This window comes from Gordoniibacillus kamchatkensis (genome assembly GCF_000829455.1).
Taxonomy (GTDB): Bacteria; Bacillota; Bacilli; order Paenibacillales; family NBRC-103111; genus Gordoniibacillus; species Gordoniibacillus kamchatkensis.
Window position 1 is genome coordinate 89,060 of sequence record NZ_JXAK01000006.1, and the last position, 17,278, is coordinate 106,337.

Below are 17,278 nucleotides of genomic sequence, written 5' to 3' on the forward strand. Positions count from 1 at the left end.
AAAATCTCCCAAGAGTGCCGCCGGAACGACGGCTGCCGCAAGCTTGCGTTTTTGCGCATCGCTGCGGTCCGTTCAGTATGGAAGGCCGGGTCATTCCGTTACCGATGGCGCAAGCGAACATGCGCTAGTTCCGTGCTGCCACGCAGCGCGCAGAGCCGGCGGTATGTTAATTAGGGTGGTACCGCGAGAGCTCCTCGTCCCTTTTGGGATGAGGGGCTTTTTTGATTTTGTAAGGGAGGTTACGACAGATGGATTACAGCAAGACGCTCAATTTGCTCCAGACGGAGTTTCCGATGCGCGGCAACTTGCCGCAGGCGGAGCCGAAAATGCAGGCTTGGTGGGACGAAGTCGACATGTACGCGAAAGTGCAGGAGAGCCGGCGCGGCCGGCCGAAATGGATTTTGCACGACGGTCCGCCGTACGCGAACGGAGACATTCATATCGGCCATGCGCTCAACAAGACGCTGAAAGATATTGTCGTCCGCTTCCGGACGCTGCAGGGCTACGACTCTCCGTATGTGCCCGGTTGGGATACGCACGGCCTGCCGATCGAGCAGGCGATCGCCAACAGCGGCAAAGTCGACCGCAAAAAGATGAGCGTGTCCGAATTTCGCGAATATTGCAAAGAGTATGCGCTGCAGTGGGTGGAGAAGCAGAAAGAACAGTTCAAGCGGATCGGCGTGCGCGGCGACTGGAACAACCCGTACATCACGCTTGAGCCGCAGTTCGAGGCGCAGCAAATTCGCCTGTTTGGCGGTATGGTCGAGAAAGGCTACATTTACAAAGGGCTGAAGCCGGTCTATTGGTCGCCGTCGTCGGAAAGCGCGCTCGCCGAAGCCGAAATCGAATACCGCGACAAAACGTCTCCGTCTATCTACGTGGCGTTTGGCGTCAAAGACGGCAAGGGCAAGCTGCCGCAAGACGCGGCCATCGTCATTTGGACGACGACGCCGTGGACGCTGCCGGCGAACCTCGGCATCAGCGTCCATCCGGAATTCGATTATGCCGTTGTGGAAGCAGGCGGCCGCAAATTTGTGCTTGCGCAAGGCTTGCTGGAAGCGGCGGCGAAAGAAATCGGCTGGACCGATGTGAAAGTGCTGTCGACCGTCAAAGGCAGCGAGCTGGAGTACGTCACGTGCCGGCATCCGTTCTATGACCGCGAGTCGCTCGTCATGACCGGCGAGCATGTGACGCTGGACGCCGGTACCGGCTGCGTCCATACGGCGCCGGGGCACGGCGAAGACGACTTCGCTATCGGCCAGCGCTACAATCTCGGCGTACTTAACCCCATCGATGACCAGGGGCATTTTACGAGCGAAGCGCCGGGCTTTGAGGGCGTGTTTTACGAGAAGGGCAACGGCATGGTCATCGCCAAGCTCGAGGAAAGCGGCCACCTGCTGAAGCAGTCGACGATCCAGCACCAGTATCCGCACGATTGGCGGACGAAGAAGCCGGTCATTTTCCGTGCGACAGAGCAGTGGTTCGCTTCCGTCGACAAGTTCCGGCAGGCGATGCTGGACGAAATCAAGCGCTTGAAGTGGACGCCGGAATGGGGCGAAGTGCGGCTGCACAACATGATCGCCGAGCGCGGCGACTGGTGCATTTCGCGGCAGCGCGCCTGGGGCGTGCCGATTCCGATCGTGTACTGCCGCTCGTGCAACCACCCGCTCGTCAACAAGGACACAATCGAGCATATCGCCGGCATCTTCGAGCGCGAAGGTTCGAACGCGTGGTTCCTGAAAGAAGCTGAGGAGCTGCTTCCGGCCGGGACGAAATGTCCGGAATGCGGGCACGGCGAGTTCCGCAAAGAGACGGACATTATGGACGTTTGGTTCGACTCCGGCTCTTCCCACATGGGCGTGCTGGAAACGCGCGAGGAGCTGCAGTGGCCGGCCGACCTGTATTTGGAAGGCTCCGACCAATACCGCGGCTGGTTCAACTCGTCGCTCATCACCGGTGTCGCCGTCAAGGGCGCCGCACCGTACAAGGGCATCCTGAGCCATGGCTTCACGCTTGACGGCGAAGGTCGCAAAATGTCCAAGTCGCTCGGCAATACGGTCGACCCGAACCAAGTGTGCCAAAAGCTCGGCGCCGACATTTTGCGGCTGTGGGTGTCGTCCGTCGACTACCAGTCCGACCATCGCATTTCCGATGCGATCCTGAATCAAATTACGGAAGTGTACCGCAAAATCCGCAATACGCTCCGTTTTATGCTCGGCAACTTGAGCGGCTTCGATCCGAACGCAGACCGGGTGCCGGCCGGGGCGATGAGCGAGCTCGACCGGTTCGCGCTGGCGCGGCTGCACCGCATGATCGAACGCGTCGTGAAGGCTTACGACAACTATGAGTTTCATTTGGTGTACCAAACGATCCATCACTTCTGCGCGGTGGAGATGAGCTCGTTCTATCTCGACATCATCAAGGATCGGCTGTACGCCGGCGCTGTGCACGACCCGGCGCGGAAGGCGTCGCAAACCGTTATGTACGATGCGCTCGTGGCGATTACGATTTTGATGTCGCCGATCATTCCGCATACGAGCGATGAAGTGTGGAAGTTCATCCCGGGCACGGACCTGTTCAGCGTGCAGGTGGCGGAGCTGCCGAAAGTCGACGCGTCGCTGTTCGACGATGCGCTGGAGCGCAAGTGGGAACAGTTCCTGTTCGTCCGCGACGAGGTGCTGAAGGCACTGGAGGAAGCCCGCCAGGCGAAAGCGATCGGCAACTCGCTCGGGGCCAAAGTGCTGCTGTATCCGACTGCGGAAACGGCGAAGCTGCTCAGCGGCTTCGAGCAGCTCGATCAGCTGTTCATCGTCTCGCAAGCGGAGACGGCCGGAAGCTTCGAACAAGCACCGAACGACGCGCTGAAAGGCAAGCACACAGCCGTCAAAATCGTGCCGGCGGAAGGAGGCAAATGCGAGCGCTGCTGGATAGTAACGCCGGAAGTCGGGCAAAATAAGGAGCATCCCACTCTGTGCAACAGGTGTAACGACGTCGTGCAGACGCATTACGCCGGTCAACACTAACGGATCCCTCCTTGATGGCCGCTTCGCTGCGGCGGTTCAGTCCCGCGCGCGGGGCGCTCCGGCAAGGCCGGGGGCCGGTTCGGAGGCAGGCTTCGGAAATGGCAAGGACAGCGGATGACACTGCCGCGTCGGCAGCGGAGCAGCGCAAGCTGGTCGCGACGCTACGCGAACGCGTGGAACAAATTGCACAAACCATGGAAAAATCGCAAATCGCCGATTACGTGCAGCTGATGCACAAGCCGCGGCGGCTCATTTGGCTGAACCTTGTGGCCGGCATCTCCCGCGGCGTCGGTATTGCAATCGGGTTTACGATTTTTACCTCGTCCATCGTTTATTTGCTGCGCATGCTCGGGGCGCTGGACTTGCCGATCATCGGCGGATATATCGCGGAAGTAGTCAAGCATGTGCAAATGCAATTAGAGCATGACGGCTACGTGTATTGAAGCTGAATGTGAAAAATGGAGCCCGAAGCGGGCTCCCTTTCAATATGTTTCTTCCGTCCTGTCAGGCTCAAGCAGGCCTTCGCCTTCGCCGCTGCTCATATAATCCCGGTACGCTTTGCTGCGGACGACGGTGACGTTCTGCCCGTACATGTCGGTAGCCAGGAAGCTTTCGTACAGCTCGACGAAGCCTTCGTGCTCGTCTGCCTCGATATAGACGTCTTTGTAGTCGTCGACGTTGCGGTTTTCGGACATGGCGGGGGTGTTCGATGTACCCCAGCTGGCGACGATTTGCCACGCGTCTTCGCCGTCGAACTGATTTTGCGAGCTGGCGAGCTCGTCAAGGCTCGTGCGGCCGAACGGCGGCTCGAGCAGCCGCTCTTCGATCGGCCTTCGTTCCGACGGATGCGGGTCGGGGACGTGCTCTTTGCAATATTCCGTCGTCGGAATGGCTTCGAGGCGGTCGTAGCCGATCGGAGCGCCGCACGTTTTGCAAATGCCGTAAGCGCCCTGTTCGATATTTTCGAGTGCAGTATTGACTTGCTCGAGCTGATGCTCGGCGCTTTCGGTCAAGGCGATGTCTTTCGCCCGCTCGTACGTTTCGGTGCCAATGTCGGCAGGGTGGTTGTCATACGTCGAGAGCTCGGCGGTATTTTCGCGCTGCGAGTCGTGGGACAGGCCGAAATGCTCCGTGTCGTGAAGCCGCCGTTCCAGGCTCACCTTTTCGTCCAGCAGTTTCAGCCTGAGCTCGCTTAGCTGCGCGTCGGTCAGACGATTCGTTTGGGTCATCCGCGAAAAGCTCCTTTCGCAAGTCGTGCGGGTTTTACGCGCTGTGCCGTTAGTGTTGGCCAGCCGCGGCCGTTTTAGTGAGGAAATTGAAGGAGGGAATTCGGAGTTGAGATATTATGTGTATGCGCTTCTGATCATCGCCGTCGACCAATTGACCAAATGGATCGTCAAAAGCCGGCTCACGCTCGGCGAAGCGAGATCGGTTATCGGCGATTTTTTTCTCATAACGTCGCACCGCAACAAGGGCGCCGCGTTTTCGATTTTGCAAGGGCAGCGCTGGTTTTTCATCCTGATCACGCTCGTCGTCGTAGGGGGCGTCATCTGGTATTTGCAGCGCATGCGCAGCGAACGCCGCACGCTCATGTGCACCGCGCTCAGCTTGCTGCTCGGCGGGGCGGTCGGCAATTTGATCGATCGCGCTTTTACGGGCGAAGTGGTCGATTTTCTGCAATTCAATTTTCATTTTTTCTGGTTCGGCAAAGAAGTGTATTACACGTATCCGATTTTTAACGTGGCCGATTCGGCGATCGTCGTCGGCGTCGCTTTGATTTTCCTCGAGGCGCTTGTTCGGCTGGAAAAAGGACAAACAGCGGGGTAAGGCGGCCAATGAGCTTGAACAACGGGAACAAGGCTGAGCCGAAGCGGTTTCCGGCGGCAAGCGAAGATGCGCAGGAGGCCGAGCTCGAGACGCTGGAATGGATAGTTTCGGAGGCGGAGGCGGGCGAGCGTATCGACAAGTTCGTTACCGACTCGCTGCAGACGGAGACGTCGCGCACGCAAGTACAGTTGTGGATCAAGGACGGCCATGTGACTGTAAACGGCGCGGCGGTGAAGCCGAATTACAAGCTGGCTGCGGGCGATGCGGTGCACGTGGCCGTTCCCGAGCCGGTGGACGCGGACGTGCGGCCGGAGCCGATCCCGCTTCATATCGTGTACGAGGATGCGGACGTTATCGTCGTGAACAAGCCTCGCGGCCTCGTCGTTCATCCGGCTCCGGGACATACGTCGGGCACGCTCGTGAATGCGCTGCTTTACCATTGCCAAGACTTGTCCGGCATTAACGGCGTGCTGCGGCCAGGCATCGTGCACCGCATCGATAAGGATACGAGCGGGCTGCTCATGGCGGCCAAAAACGATCAGGCGCACGCCGGCCTCGCCGAGCAGCTGAAGCGGCATACGGTGACGCGCAAATATATCGCGCTCGTGCACGGCAACGTCGCCCACGATCACGGCACTATCGACGCCCCGATCGGACGCGACGCGCACGACCGGAAAATGTACACGGTCACGGACAAAAACAGCAAGCCGGCGGTGACTCACTTCCTCGTCGTCGAGCGGTTCGGGGACTACACGCTCGTCGAGCTGAAGCTGGAGACCGGGCGGACGCATCAAATCCGCGTTCATATGAAATTTATCGGGCATCCGCTTGTCGGCGACCCGATGTACGGCCGGAGCAAGGGGCTGACGATGGACGGACAGGCGCTGCACGCTGCGGTGCTCGGCTTCGAGCATCCGCGGACGAAGGAGCAGCTGCTGTTCGAGGCGCCGCTGCCGGACGATATGGAGCATTTGCTGCACGTGCTGCGGACGTCGTGACAGTGTGGCGCAGCGGGTAGACTGGCCGAAATGGGAGAGAGGAACGGTCATGAGCATGGAGCATCTCATCAATCCGCAGGTGAAAGATATTCAAATATCGGGCATCCGCAAAATTTCGAACAAAGTAGCGGGCATGCCGGGGGCGCTGACGCTCACGATCGGGCAGCCGGATTTTCCGACGCCGGCGCATATCGTGGAAGCGGGGAAGCGGGCGCTTGACGCGCAGCGGACCGTATATACGCCCAATCCCGGCATTTTGGAGCTGCGGCAAGCCGCGGCGCAGTTCGTGCGGAGCAAGTACGGACTGGATTACCGCGGCGAGGACGAGGTTATCGTCACCGTCGGGGCAAGCGAAGCGGTCGACATCGTGCTGCGCACGATCGTGACGCCGGGCGCGGAAGTCGTGCTGCCGGCGCCGGTCTACCCCGGCTATGAGCCGCTTATCCGGCTTGCCGGAGGCGTGCCGGTCTATGTCGATACGCGCGAGAGCGGGTTCAAGCTGACTGCCGAGCTGCTGGAGCCGCATTTGACGGAGCGGACGCGCTGTGTCATCCTGTGTTACCCGTCCAATCCGACGGGACAAACGCTGGAGGAAAATGAGCTGCGCGCTTTGGCGGAGCTGCTCGCGGATCGCGAGCTGTTCGTGCTGTCCGACGAAATTTACAGCGAGCTCGTCTACGGTGCGCCGCACCGCTCCATTGCCACGATTGGGAAAATGCGGGAGAAGACGATCGTCATTAACGGCTTGTCCAAATCGCATGCGATGACGGGGTGGCGGATCGGGTTCACGTTCGCGCCGGCCGCACTCACGCAGCACATGGTCAAGGTGCACCAGTATAACGTTACTTGCGCCAGCTCGGTCAGCCAATACGCCGCGCTCGAGGCGTTGACGAACGGCGCTGACGACGCTTTGCCGATGCGCGCCGCTTATGTGAAGCGCCGCCACTACGTGCTGGAACGGCTGCAGGCGATGGGACTCGAAGCCGAGAAGCCGTCCGGAGCGTTTTACGTGTTCCCGTCCATTGCCGGATACGGGCTGAGCTCCGAGGAATTCGCCTACCGGCTGCTCGAGGAAGAGAAAGTGGCCGTCGTGCCCGGGGATGCGTTCACGCCTTACGGCGAAGGGTATATCCGGATTTCGTACGCGTATGCCGAGAGCGTGCTGGAGCAAGCGCTGGACAGGCTGGAAAAGTTTGTGCGGAAGCTGTAACCAGGTTTCTTTGTGAAGAGACTCTTCCGATCATAGCTTCATTCATGAAAAACGGCACGTCCTCCGCGGTTTGGAGGGCGTGCCGTTTTCATGGCTCTCTCGGTCAAGTTTTAGCTGTTCCCATTCGCGCTGCCGATGCCGCTGCGGGTAAGCGGATGGCTAGGCAATTGATCTTGGCAACAGGCAGGGGGGGGCTCTGTAATTAACGATGGGGTTCGCTAAACAGCGTCGTGCCGGGCGTATTAGGCGCCAATGTGACGGAAGGAACATACAAGACCGATTGTTCTATGAATAGCGACGAAAATTCGCATGGAGCGAACTTTGGGGCGCTAATCGGCCATTTGTTCATTTTGGCGCAAAATCAGCGTACGTAAAGACTCTGATTAGCGAACCTGGTTTTATTTTGATTGAGATTGCATCAGTTCATTGCGATCATTTGAACACTGTCCCGTTTCGAAACCACTTACTCGCCCGATTTCCAGCGCAAGTAGCGGGTGACAGTCGAAATCGCCGCCTCGATGGCGTCTTCGTTTGGCTCGATGCGGGAATGGTGCAGGCCGTACGGCGTGTCGACGCCGAACCAGAACATAAAGCCGGGAATGCGCTCGAGGAAGTAACCGAAATCTTCGCCGGTCATCGCCTCGGTGCATTCTACGAGCCTAACGCCCGTGTACTCGTTCTCGCCGCGCAGCCAGTCCATGAATTCGCCGGTAAGCGCCGGATCGTTGTACACTTGCCGGTAGTTTGAGCCGTAGTCGATCGCCGCCTTGCATTCGAACGACTGCTCGATGCCCCGCACGATCGCTTCGATGCGGCCTTTGACAAGCTCCATCGACTGCGCCGAAAGCGTGCGGATCGTGCCTTCCAGGCGAGCAGTCTCGGCGATGATGTTTTGCTTCGTGCCGCCCTCGATTTTGCCGACGGTAATGACGGCGGAATCGAGCGGATCGACGTTGCGGGCGACGATCGTCTGCAGCTGGCCGACAAGCTGCGCCGCGGCGACGACCATATCGTTGGCCCGATGCGGGTATGCGGCATGTCCGCCTTTGCCGGTCAAGTCGATGAACAGCTCGGACGTATTGGCGAACAAAATGCCGGGCTTCGTGGCGACCGTGCCTACGGGATACTCGGGCGCAATGTGCAGCCCGACGATCTGCTCCGGCATCCAGTCCTGCAGTTCGTCAGCGCCAAGCATCGGCAATGCCCCGCCCGGACCTTCTTCCGCCGGCTGAAACAGCACGATGAGGTCGTCCTTCATCGGGGTCGAAGCAAATTCGGTAACGATCCCCATCGCGATCGCCATGTGCATATCGTGGCCGCATGCATGCATGTAGCCGGGATGCGTGGAAGGGAACGGCAGCGTCGTCTGTTCGGCGATTGGCAGCCCGTCCATGTCGGTGCGGTAGCCGAAGCGGCGCGACGGCTGGGTGCCGGCGATGCGGACAAGTATGCCGGTGCGCCACGTGCGGATCGCCAGCCGCTCCTGGGGCAGCTTCGCCAGCTCGTCCAAGAGCAGCCGCTGCGTTTTGAATTCCTGAAAGCCTGGCTCCGGTATTTGATGCAGCCGGCGGCGCAGCTCTACGAATGGGCTAATCACGTGCGGGTCCCGCTCCTTTCCTGTTGTTGAGTTAGACGGAACAATCAGGCTGCCCAAAAAAGGCTGAGCGGAGGATGGGAATGCGGGTCTAGGAGCTACAAGTTTTGCGTAGCAAAACTCGCTATGCAAGCATTAGCCTTTGAACTCGTTATCTTCGAATTCATTGGAACACGAGTTGAACGAAGCCGCAAATCCACATTCCCATTCCGCAGCGCAGCCCGCTTTCCCGGGCAGCCTGAAAAGTCCCGCCAATGAGCGGCCACGGCGCTGCGTACTACAGCTTGCGCAGGTCGGCCAAAATTTCCGTCTTCGATTTCGTCTTGTCGTCAACCTTTTTGATGACGCGCGCCGGAGCTCCGGCCACGACCGTATAAGGCTCGACGTCCTGCGTTACGATTGCGCCTGCGGCGACGACGGCGCCCTGGCCGATGCGCACGCCCTCGAGAATAACGGCGTTGGCGCCGACAAGCACGTCGTCTTCAATGACGCAAGGCTGTGCGGAAGGCGGCTCGATCACGCCGGCAACGACGGCGCCGGCGCCGATGTGGCACATTTTGCCGACTTGGGCTCGTCCGCCGAGAATGGCGTTCATATCGATCATCGTGCCTTCGCCGACGGATGCGCCGATGTTGATCAGAGCGCCCATCATAATGACGGCGTTGTCGCCGATATGGACTTTATCGCGGATAATCGCGCCGGGCTCGATGCGGGCGTTGATCGGCTTCAGATCGAGCAGCGGAATGGCCGAATTGCGGCGGTCCGCTTCGACGACGTAATCTTCGATGTTCGCTTTATGCTCGTCCAGCAGGCGCTGAATGTCCGACCATTCACCGAACAGGACGCCGCTTTTGCCGGAGACGAACGATTGGATGCTATCGCCGAAATCGATTGCCTCGAGATTGCCTTTCACATACACTTTCACTGGGGTTTTCTTCTTGCTGTCGCGAATGAACTGGATAATTTCCATCGTATTCATTTCACTCATCGATCCGTTCAGCTCCTTCGGTGGTAGGTTTAACCTCATCTATATTACCAGAACATCGGCCCGGAGCCAATGCTGCCAGTCTTCGAAACGGCCCTATTGACATCTTTTGTCGAAAGTGTCATAATCGCTAGTAATAACAAAAGAGCCTTTAAACTCAGTCCAGAGAGGCTGACAAGGTGACGAAACGCAGCGACCCGGTCTGCGCGCGAGACGCGCAGATATGCGAGTCGGCTTGCGCCTACCTGCACATAAGCGGGGAAGCCGCATGCCGGCACGAAGCTGCACAGCGACGCAAGCGCGCCCCTTGTCCGACGGACAAGGGGCTTTTTGCTGGAGCTGGCGTCAATACGAAGCGAACGGAGGGAGGCAGCATGAGTTTGACCGAGGAACAGCGTCTCATTCTAGACGACATGGCCGTGCGCCGGGCGTAACGAGGATTGCCCACGAAATCCTGGAAAAAAATAAAGGCGTGGACAACTGCATGCTGATCGGCATCCGCACGCGCGGCATTTACCTTGCGCAGCGGGTGGCCGAGCGGATCCGGGACATCGAAGGCGTATCGGTGCCTGTCGGCGAACTCGACATTACGTCATACCGCGACGACCGGGCGCGCGCCAAATCGGTCGAGGCGGTGCCGAAAGGCGGCACGATCGATATCCACGACAAAAAAATTATTCTGTTCGACGACGTGCTGTATACGGGCAGGACGGTGCGGGCGGCGCTCGACGCCTTGATCGACCTCGGCCGGCCGCAGCTCATCCAGCTGGCCGTGCTCGTCGACCGCGGCCACCGCGAACTGCCGATCCGCCCCGACTACGTCGGCAAAAACGTACCGACCTCCAAGCAGGAGCGCATCATCGTACAGCTTACGGAAGTAGACGGCCAGGACGGCGTCGTCATCATCCAAAACAGGGGGAATGCGTGATGGGAGCTATTAGCGTGAAGTCGAAGCATTTGCTCGGGCTAAAGGGCATGGACAGGCAAGACATCGCAGACATTCTCGATCGCGCGGCCTACTGGGAGCGGCAGCCGAAAGTGTCGGACGCTTTGCGCGGCAAGTTCGTCGCCAACACGTTTTTCGAGAACAGCACCCGCACCCGCTTCTCGTTCGAAATGGCGGAAAAGCGGCTCGGCGCGGAGGTGCTGAACTTCTCGGCGGCGGAATCGAGCGTGCAGAAGGGCGAATCGATCTACGATACGATGCGCACGCTCGAATCGATCGGCATCGATGCGGCGGTCATCCGGCTGAAGCCTACCGGGGTGCTCGAAGAGCTGGCAGGCAAGCTGAACGTTGCGCTCGTCAACGCCGGCGACGGCAACAACGAGCATCCGACGCAGGCGCTGCTCGATCTGTACACGATGCGCAAACATTTCGGCGAAATCAAGGGGCTGACCGTATCGATTATCGGCGATATTAAGCACAGCCGGGTCGCGCGCTCGAACTTGTGGGGGCTGACGGCGATGGGGGCCAACGTCGCCTTCTGCGCGCCGGATACGATGCAGGCTCCCGAGCTTGAACATTACGCTCCTTTCGTCACGATGGACGAGGCGCTGCAAGCCGACATCGTTATGATGCTGCGCGTCCAGCTGGAGCGCCACGACAAAGGGCTGATCCGCTCGGCTGAAGATTACCGCGAGCAATACGGCCTGACCGCAGAGCGCGCGGCCCGCATGAAGCCGCATGCGATCATTATGCACCCGGCGCCGGTAAACCGCGGCGTGGAGATCGACGACGAGCTGGTGGAATGCGGCCGCAGCAAAATTTTCACGCAAATGGAGCACGGCGTACCGATCCGGATGGCGGTCATCGAGCGCGTACTGACAAGCTAGGGCGCGCCGGAAACGGACGCAGCGGTGAAAATACAAATAGACGGAGGCTGTGCAGTGGGAACTTGGATTTGATGGACTTACGGTCGGACGCGAAGGCCATGTACATCAGCATCTTCTCATCGAGGGCGGAAAGATCGCCCGCATCGTGGACGCCGGCCAGGGGCTACCGCAGACGGCGGGGCACGAGACGATCGACGCTGGCGGCAAGCTGGTGACGGCCGGGCTGATCGACATGCACGTGCACTTGCGCGAGCCCGGCTTCGAGCATAAAGAGACAATCGCGACCGGAACGCGTTCGGCGGCGAAAGGCGGGTTCACGACGATCGCCTGCATGCCGAACACGCGCCCGGTCATCGATACGGTCAGTACAGTAAAGTATGTGCTGGATAAAGCGGCCGGCGAAGGCGTCGTACGCGTGCTGCCTTACGGCTGCATCACGAAAAACGAGCTGGGCCGCGAGCTCACCGATTTTGCCACGCTGAAAGAAGCGGGCGCCATCGGCTTTACGGACGACGGCGTCGGCGTGCAAAGCGCGCAAATGATGAAGGACGCGATGGCACTCGCGGCGTCGCTCGGACTGCCGATCGTGGCGCACTGCGAAGACAATACGCTGGTCGAAGGCGCGCCGGTGACGGACGGGGCTTTCGCCCGAAAGCACGGGCTGAAAGGGATCCCGAACGAGTCCGAGGCGATCCACGTCGGGCGCGACATTTTGCTGGCGGAGGCGACGGGGGTTCATTACCATGTGTGCCACGTATCGACCGAGCAGTCGGTGCGCCTCATCCGTCAGGCAAAACGGCTCGGGCTGCAGGTGACGGCGGAAGTGTGCCCGCACCATCTGATTTTATCGGACGAAGACATTCCGGGGCTTGACGCCAACTGGAAAATGAACCCGCCGCTGCGCACCCCGCGCGACGTGCAGGCGGTCATCGAAGGGATCGAGGACGGCACGATCGACATCGTCGTCACCGACCACGCGCCGCACGCCGCCGAGGAAAAGGCGAAAGGGATGCAGCTCGCGCCGTTCGGCATCGTCGGCTTCGAAACGGCGTTCCCGCTCCTGTACACGAAATTTGTGCGGACAGGGCGCTGGTCGCTGCGGTTTCTGATCGAGCGGATGACGGAAAAGCCGGCGGACGTGTTCGGCCTGCCGTACGGAAGGCTGGAAGAGGGCGCTGCTGCGGATATCGCGATCATCGATCTGGAGACGGAACGTGCGGTTCAGCCGGAGACGTTCTTGTCCAAGAGCAAAAATACGCCGTTCGGCGGCTGGATGCTGTACGGCTGGCCGGTGCTGACGATGTTCGGCGGCAAGGTCGTATGGGCGGAGTAACATAGCGCGGCTTGGCGCCGGGCTCAAAAAATTTTTCACACATACAAAGCTGGCTTAAACAGACACAAGGATAGTAAAGGAGCTGAAGACGATGCAGGCAAGGCTGCTGCTGGAAGACGGCACGATCTTTACGGGGAAGGCGTTCGGCGCTACGGGCGATTCCGTCGGCGAGGTTGTGTTCAATACAGGGATTACAGGCTATCAGGAGGTGCTGTCCGACCCGTCGTACTGCGGGCAAATCGTGACGATGACGTATCCGCTCATCGGCAATTACGGCATTACGCGCGACGACTTCGAGTCGGTGCGGCCGTTCATCCACGGCTTCGTCGTGCGGCAGCACGAGCTGGCGCCGAGCAACTGGCGCGCCGAGTTTACGCTCGACAGTCTCCTCAAGGAGTATGGCATCATCGGCATCAGCGACATCGACACGCGCATGCTGACGCGGCGCATTCGCCATCACGGCACGATGAAAGGGCTGCTGACGACGTCCGACAAGCGCGCAGAGGAGCTGATGGAGCAGTTACAAGCGACTCCGCTCATGACCGATCAAGTGTCCCGCGTCTCGACGAAAAGCGTGTTCAGTGCGCCGGGGACGAAGGAACGCATCGTGCTCATCGATTACGGCGCCAAGAGCGGCATTATCCGCGACTTGTCGAAGCGGGGCTGCGACGTCGTCGTCGAGCCGCAGGACGCAACGGCGGATCAAATTTTGCGCTTGTCGCCGGACGGCGTGCTGCTGTCGAACGGCCCCGGCGATCCGAAAGACGTCCCGCATGCCGTTGAGACGGTTCGCCGTCTGCTCGGCAAAGTGCCGGTCTTCGGCATTTGCCTCGGCCACCAACTGTTCGCCCTCGCGTGCGGCGCCGATACCGGCAAGCTGAAATTCGGTCACCGCGGCGGCAACCATCCGGTGAAGGACCTGCTGTCCGGCCGCTGCTACATCACTTCGCAAAACCACGGCTACACGGTCGTCGAAGAGTCGATCGCCGGCACGGAGCTAGAAGTGACGCACATCAACAATAACGACGGCACGATCGAAGGGCTGCGCCATAAACAGCATGCGGCTTTCTCCGTGCAGTACCATCCGGAGGCGGCTCCCGGGCCGTTCGATTCGTCCTACCTGTTCGACGAATTCCTGGACATGATCCGCAGCCACAAGCTGGCCAACCCGCAGCTGCCGCGCCAGGCGCAAATGCAGGCGGCGTGGCGGGAAAGCGCCGGTACAGGAGCGGCAGACAATCGGAAAGGAGAGCTGCAGTATGCCCAAAAATAAAGACCTGAAAAAAATACTCGTCATCGGCTCCGGTCCGATCGTCATCGGCCAGGCAGCGGAATTCGACTATGCCGGCACCCAGGCGTGCCAAGCGCTCAAAGAAGAAGGCATGGAGGTCGTGCTGATCAACTCCAACCCGGCGACGATCATGACCGATACGAACATGGCCGACAAAGTATATATCGAACCGATCACGCTCGACTTTGTCACGCAAATTATCCGCACGGAGCGGCCGGACGGCTTGCTCCCGACGCTCGGCGGCCAGACGGGCCTCAACATGGCGGTCGAGCTGGCGCGGGCGGGCGTGCTGGAGCGGGAAAACGTGAAGCTGCTCGGCACGCAGCTGACCGCGATCGAAAAGGCGGAAGACCGCGATCTGTTCCGCGAGCTGATGCGCGAGCTGGAGCAGCCGGTGCCGGAGAGCGTGATCGTGACGACGGTGGCGCAGGCAGTCGATTTTGCCAACCAGATCGGTTACCCGATCATTGTTCGTCCGGCGTATACGCTGGGCGGCACTGGCGGCGGCATCTGCAACACGGACGAGGAACTGGTCGAGATCGTTTCGTCCGGCATCCGCTACAGCCCGATCGGCCAATGCCTCGTCGAGAAAAGCATCGCCGGCATGAAGGAAGTCGAATACGAAGTGATGCGCGACGCTAACGACAACTGCATCGTCGTCTGCAACATGGAGAACTTCGACCCGGTCGGCGTGCATACGGGCGATTCCATCGTCGTCGCGCCGAGCCAGACGCTGTCCGACCGCGAGTACCAAATGCTGCGCTCGGCGGCGATCAAAATCATCCGCGCGCTCAACATCGAAGGCGGCTGCAACGTTCAGTTCGCGCTCGATCCGTACAGCTACCAATACTATGTGATCGAAGTGAATCCGCGCGTCAGCCGTTCCTCGGCGCTCGCCTCGAAAGCGACGGGCTACCCGATCGCCAAAATGGCCGCCAAAATCGCCATCGGCTATACGCTCGACGAGCTGAAAAACCCGGTCACCGGGCAAACGTACGCCTGCTTCGAGCCGACGCTCGATTATATTGTAAGCAAAATTCCGCGCTGGCCGTTCGACAAGTTCACGAGCGCAAACCGCAAGCTCGGCACGCAGATGAAGGCAACCGGCGAAGTGATGGCCATCGGCCGCACGTTCGAAGAATCGATCCATAAAGCGATCCGCTCGCTGGAAATCGGCGTTCACCGCCTTTACTTGAAAGACGCAGTAGCGCTCGACGACGAGACGCTCAAGCTGCGGCTGGCCAAGCCTGACGACGAGCGCATCTTCCTAATCGCCGAAGCGTACCGCCGCGGCTATTCTTTGGAGCAGCTGCAGGAGCTGACGAAGATCGACTGGTGGTTTTTGCACAAGCTGGAAGGTCTCGTCGCGTTCGAGAGCAAGATCGGCGCGCAGCCGCTCACGACTGAGCTGCTGTACGAAGCGAAGCGGCTAGGGTTTACCGACCGTGCCATCGCCGAACTGCGGAGCGCAGCGGGGGCTGCGGATTACACGGCCGAGCCGGATGTCCGGACGCTGCGAATGCAGCATGGCTTGAAGCCGGTATACAAAATGGTCGACACGTGCGCGGCCGAATTCGAAGCGACGACGCCCTATTACTACTCGACGTACGAAACCGAAGACGAAGTGCTCGAAACGGGCAAGCAAAAAGTCGTCGTCCTCGGTTCCGGTCCGATCCGCATCGGGCAAGGCATCGAGTTCGACTACTCGACCGTGCACGCCGTATGGGCGATCCAAGCCGCCGGTTATGAAGCGGTCATCATTAACAACAACCCGGAGACGGTTTCGACCGACTTCAATACGTCGGACCGCCTGTACTTTGAACCGCTGTTTTTCGAAGACGTGATGAACGTGATCGAGCGCGAACAGCCGATCGGAGTCATCGTCCAGTTCGGCGGCCAGACGGCGATTAACCTCGCCGCGCCGCTCTCCCGCGCCGGAGTACGCATTCTCGGCTCCGACCTGGAAAGCATCGATACGGCCGAGGATCGTAAAAAATTCGAAGCGCTGCTGCGCAAGCTGAACATCGCCCAGCCTCCGGGCGGAACGGTGACGTCGGTGGACGAAGCGGTAGGGACTGCGGCCAAGTTCGGTTACCCGGTGCTCGTGCGCCCGTCGTACGTGCTCGGCGGCCGCGCTATGGAAATCGTCTACTCCGACGAAGAGCTGCTCAGCTATATGGAATACGCGGTAAAGATCAATCCGGAGCACCCGGTGCTGATCGACCGCTACATGCTTGGCAAAGAAGTCGAAGTCGATGCGATTTGCGACAAGGAAACGGTGCTCATTCCCGGCATCATGGAGCACGTCGAGCGGGCCGGGGTCCACTCCGGCGACTCGATCGCCGTGTACCCGCCGCAGTCGCTGTCTGCCGAGATCAAGCAGAAGATTGTCGACGTTACGATCCGGATTGCGCGCGAGCTGCGCGTCGTCGGTCTCGTCAACATCCAGTTCGTCATTTTCCAGGATGAGGTGTACGTGATCGAGGTCAACCCGCGCTCTTCGCGGACGGTGCCGTTCCTGAGCAAGGTGACGAACATTCCGATGGCGAACGTCGCGACGCGCGCCATTATGGGCGAGAAGCTGAAGGACATGGGCTACGAGACGGGACTGTGGCGCGAGGACGACCATGTGTCCGTCAAAGTGCCGGTATTCTCCTTCGCCAAGCTGCGCCGCGTCGACACGACGCTCGGCCCGGAGATGAAGTCGACCGGCGAAGTGATGGGGCGCGACATGACGTACGCGAAAGCTCTGTACAAAGGGCTTATCGGTGCAGGCATGAAAATCCCGCCGACCGGCAACATCATCGTGACGGTTGCGGATAAAGACAAGCAGGAAGCCGTCGAGCTCATGACCGGCTTCACCCGCCTCGGCTACAAGGTCGTGGCGACGGGCGGCACAGCGAGAGCGCTCGAGGATGCGGGCTTGCGCGTCACTCATGTAAACAAGCTGAGCGAAGGTTCGCCGAACATTCTCGACCTGATCCGTACCGGCGAAGCGCAAATCGTCGTCAACACGCTGACGAAAGGGAAAGAGCCGGAGCGCGACGGTTTCCGCATCCGCCGCGAGGCGGTCGAAAACGGCGTCGTCTGCTTGACGTCGCTCGATACGGTGCGGGCGCTTCTGTACATGCTCGATTCCGTCAACTTCTCGTCGCGGGCTATGCCGGCGCACGCTTGAGCCTAA

General features: G+C 60.0%; 12 protein-coding genes and 1 pseudogene. 10 read left to right on the forward strand and 3 right to left on the reverse strand.

From position 1 onward, the window contains the following. Positions 1 to 248: 248 nt before the first annotated feature. Positions 249 to 3,023 carry an isoleucine--tRNA ligase gene (ileS, locus tag SD70_RS05200; RefSeq protein WP_041046298.1) on the forward strand — a complete coding sequence of 925 codons (2,775 nt, stop codon included), beginning with the start codon at positions 249 to 251 and terminating at the stop codon, positions 3,021 to 3,023. A 98-nt stretch (positions 3,024 to 3,121) separates the two neighbouring features. Next, positions 3,122 to 3,466 (forward strand): DUF5665 domain-containing protein, encoded by a 345-nt coding sequence (locus SD70_RS05205; RefSeq protein WP_041046379.1) that lies wholly within the window; start codon positions 3,122 to 3,124, stop codon positions 3,464 to 3,466. Between the two features lie 39 nt (positions 3,467 to 3,505). On the opposite strand, the gene SD70_RS05210 is transcribed toward SD70_RS05205, so the two are convergent. After that, positions 3,506 to 4,252: a TraR/DksA C4-type zinc finger protein gene (locus SD70_RS05210; RefSeq protein WP_041046300.1), complete on the reverse strand. Its 747-nt coding sequence runs from the start codon at positions 4,250 to 4,252 to the stop codon at positions 3,506 to 3,508. Between the two features lie 106 nt (positions 4,253 to 4,358). On the opposite strand from SD70_RS05210, the gene lspA reads away from it, so the two are divergent. Genes lspA through SD70_RS05225 form a run of 3 tightly spaced genes read left to right on the forward strand, consistent with a single transcriptional unit; the run spans position 4,359 to position 7,058 of the window. Next, positions 4,359 to 4,850 carry a signal peptidase II gene (lspA, locus tag SD70_RS05215; RefSeq protein WP_041046302.1) on the forward strand — a complete coding sequence of 164 codons (492 nt, stop codon included), beginning with the start codon at positions 4,359 to 4,361 and terminating at the stop codon, positions 4,848 to 4,850. A gap of 8 nt (positions 4,851 to 4,858) precedes the next feature. Then, on the forward strand, positions 4,859 to 5,848 hold the full coding sequence (locus tag SD70_RS05220; protein ID WP_052487070.1) for an RluA family pseudouridine synthase: 990 nt from the start codon (positions 4,859 to 4,861) through the stop codon (positions 5,846 to 5,848). 55 nt (positions 5,849 to 5,903) lie between these two features. Continuing rightward, entirely contained in the window at positions 5,904 to 7,058 is a 1,155-nt protein-coding gene (locus SD70_RS05225) for an aminotransferase A (protein ID WP_041046381.1), read from the forward strand. Between the two features lie 463 nt (positions 7,059 to 7,521). On the opposite strand, the gene SD70_RS05230 is transcribed toward SD70_RS05225, so the two are convergent. Together SD70_RS05230 and dapD are read right to left on the reverse strand one after the other, a co-directional pair. After that, complete coding sequence (locus tag SD70_RS05230; RefSeq protein WP_041046305.1) at positions 7,522 to 8,655, reverse strand: N-acetyldiaminopimelate deacetylase; 1,134 nt, start codon at positions 8,653 to 8,655, stop codon at positions 7,522 to 7,524. Between the two features lie 274 nt (positions 8,656 to 8,929). Next, positions 8,930 to 9,640 (reverse strand): 2,3,4,5-tetrahydropyridine-2,6-dicarboxylate N-acetyltransferase, encoded by a 711-nt coding sequence (gene dapD / locus SD70_RS05235; protein ID WP_041046307.1) that lies wholly within the window; start codon positions 9,638 to 9,640, stop codon positions 8,930 to 8,932. Between the two features lie 371 nt (positions 9,641 to 10,011). Between dapD and pyrR the strand changes: the two are divergent. The 5 genes and pseudogenes from pyrR to carB all read left to right on the forward strand — a co-directional run bounded on the left by pyrR (position 10,012) and on the right by carB (position 17,272). Next, positions 10,012 to 10,565 (forward strand): annotated as a pseudogene (pyrR, locus tag SD70_RS05240) (bifunctional pyr operon transcriptional regulator/uracil phosphoribosyltransferase PyrR). After that, positions 10,565 to 11,470, forward strand: coding sequence for an aspartate carbamoyltransferase catalytic subunit (locus SD70_RS05245; protein WP_041046309.1), 906 nt, complete (start codon positions 10,565 to 10,567; stop codon positions 11,468 to 11,470). The pseudogene pyrR and the gene SD70_RS05245 overlap by 1 nt, the downstream one beginning before the upstream one ends. A 49-nt stretch (positions 11,471 to 11,519) precedes the next feature. Further along, positions 11,520 to 12,803: a dihydroorotase gene (locus SD70_RS05250; protein WP_052487071.1), complete on the forward strand. Its 1,284-nt coding sequence runs from the start codon at positions 11,520 to 11,522 to the stop codon at positions 12,801 to 12,803. Between the two features lie 91 nt (positions 12,804 to 12,894). Next, positions 12,895 to 14,076: a glutamine-hydrolyzing carbamoyl-phosphate synthase small subunit gene (gene carA, locus SD70_RS05255; protein ID WP_041046311.1), complete on the forward strand. Its 1,182-nt coding sequence runs from the start codon at positions 12,895 to 12,897 to the stop codon at positions 14,074 to 14,076. Further along, positions 14,063 to 17,272: a carbamoyl-phosphate synthase large subunit gene (carB, locus tag SD70_RS05260; RefSeq protein WP_041046313.1), complete on the forward strand. Its 3,210-nt coding sequence runs from the start codon at positions 14,063 to 14,065 to the stop codon at positions 17,270 to 17,272. The genes carA and carB overlap by 14 nt, the downstream gene beginning before the upstream one ends. Positions 17,273 to 17,278: the final 6 nt, after the last annotated feature.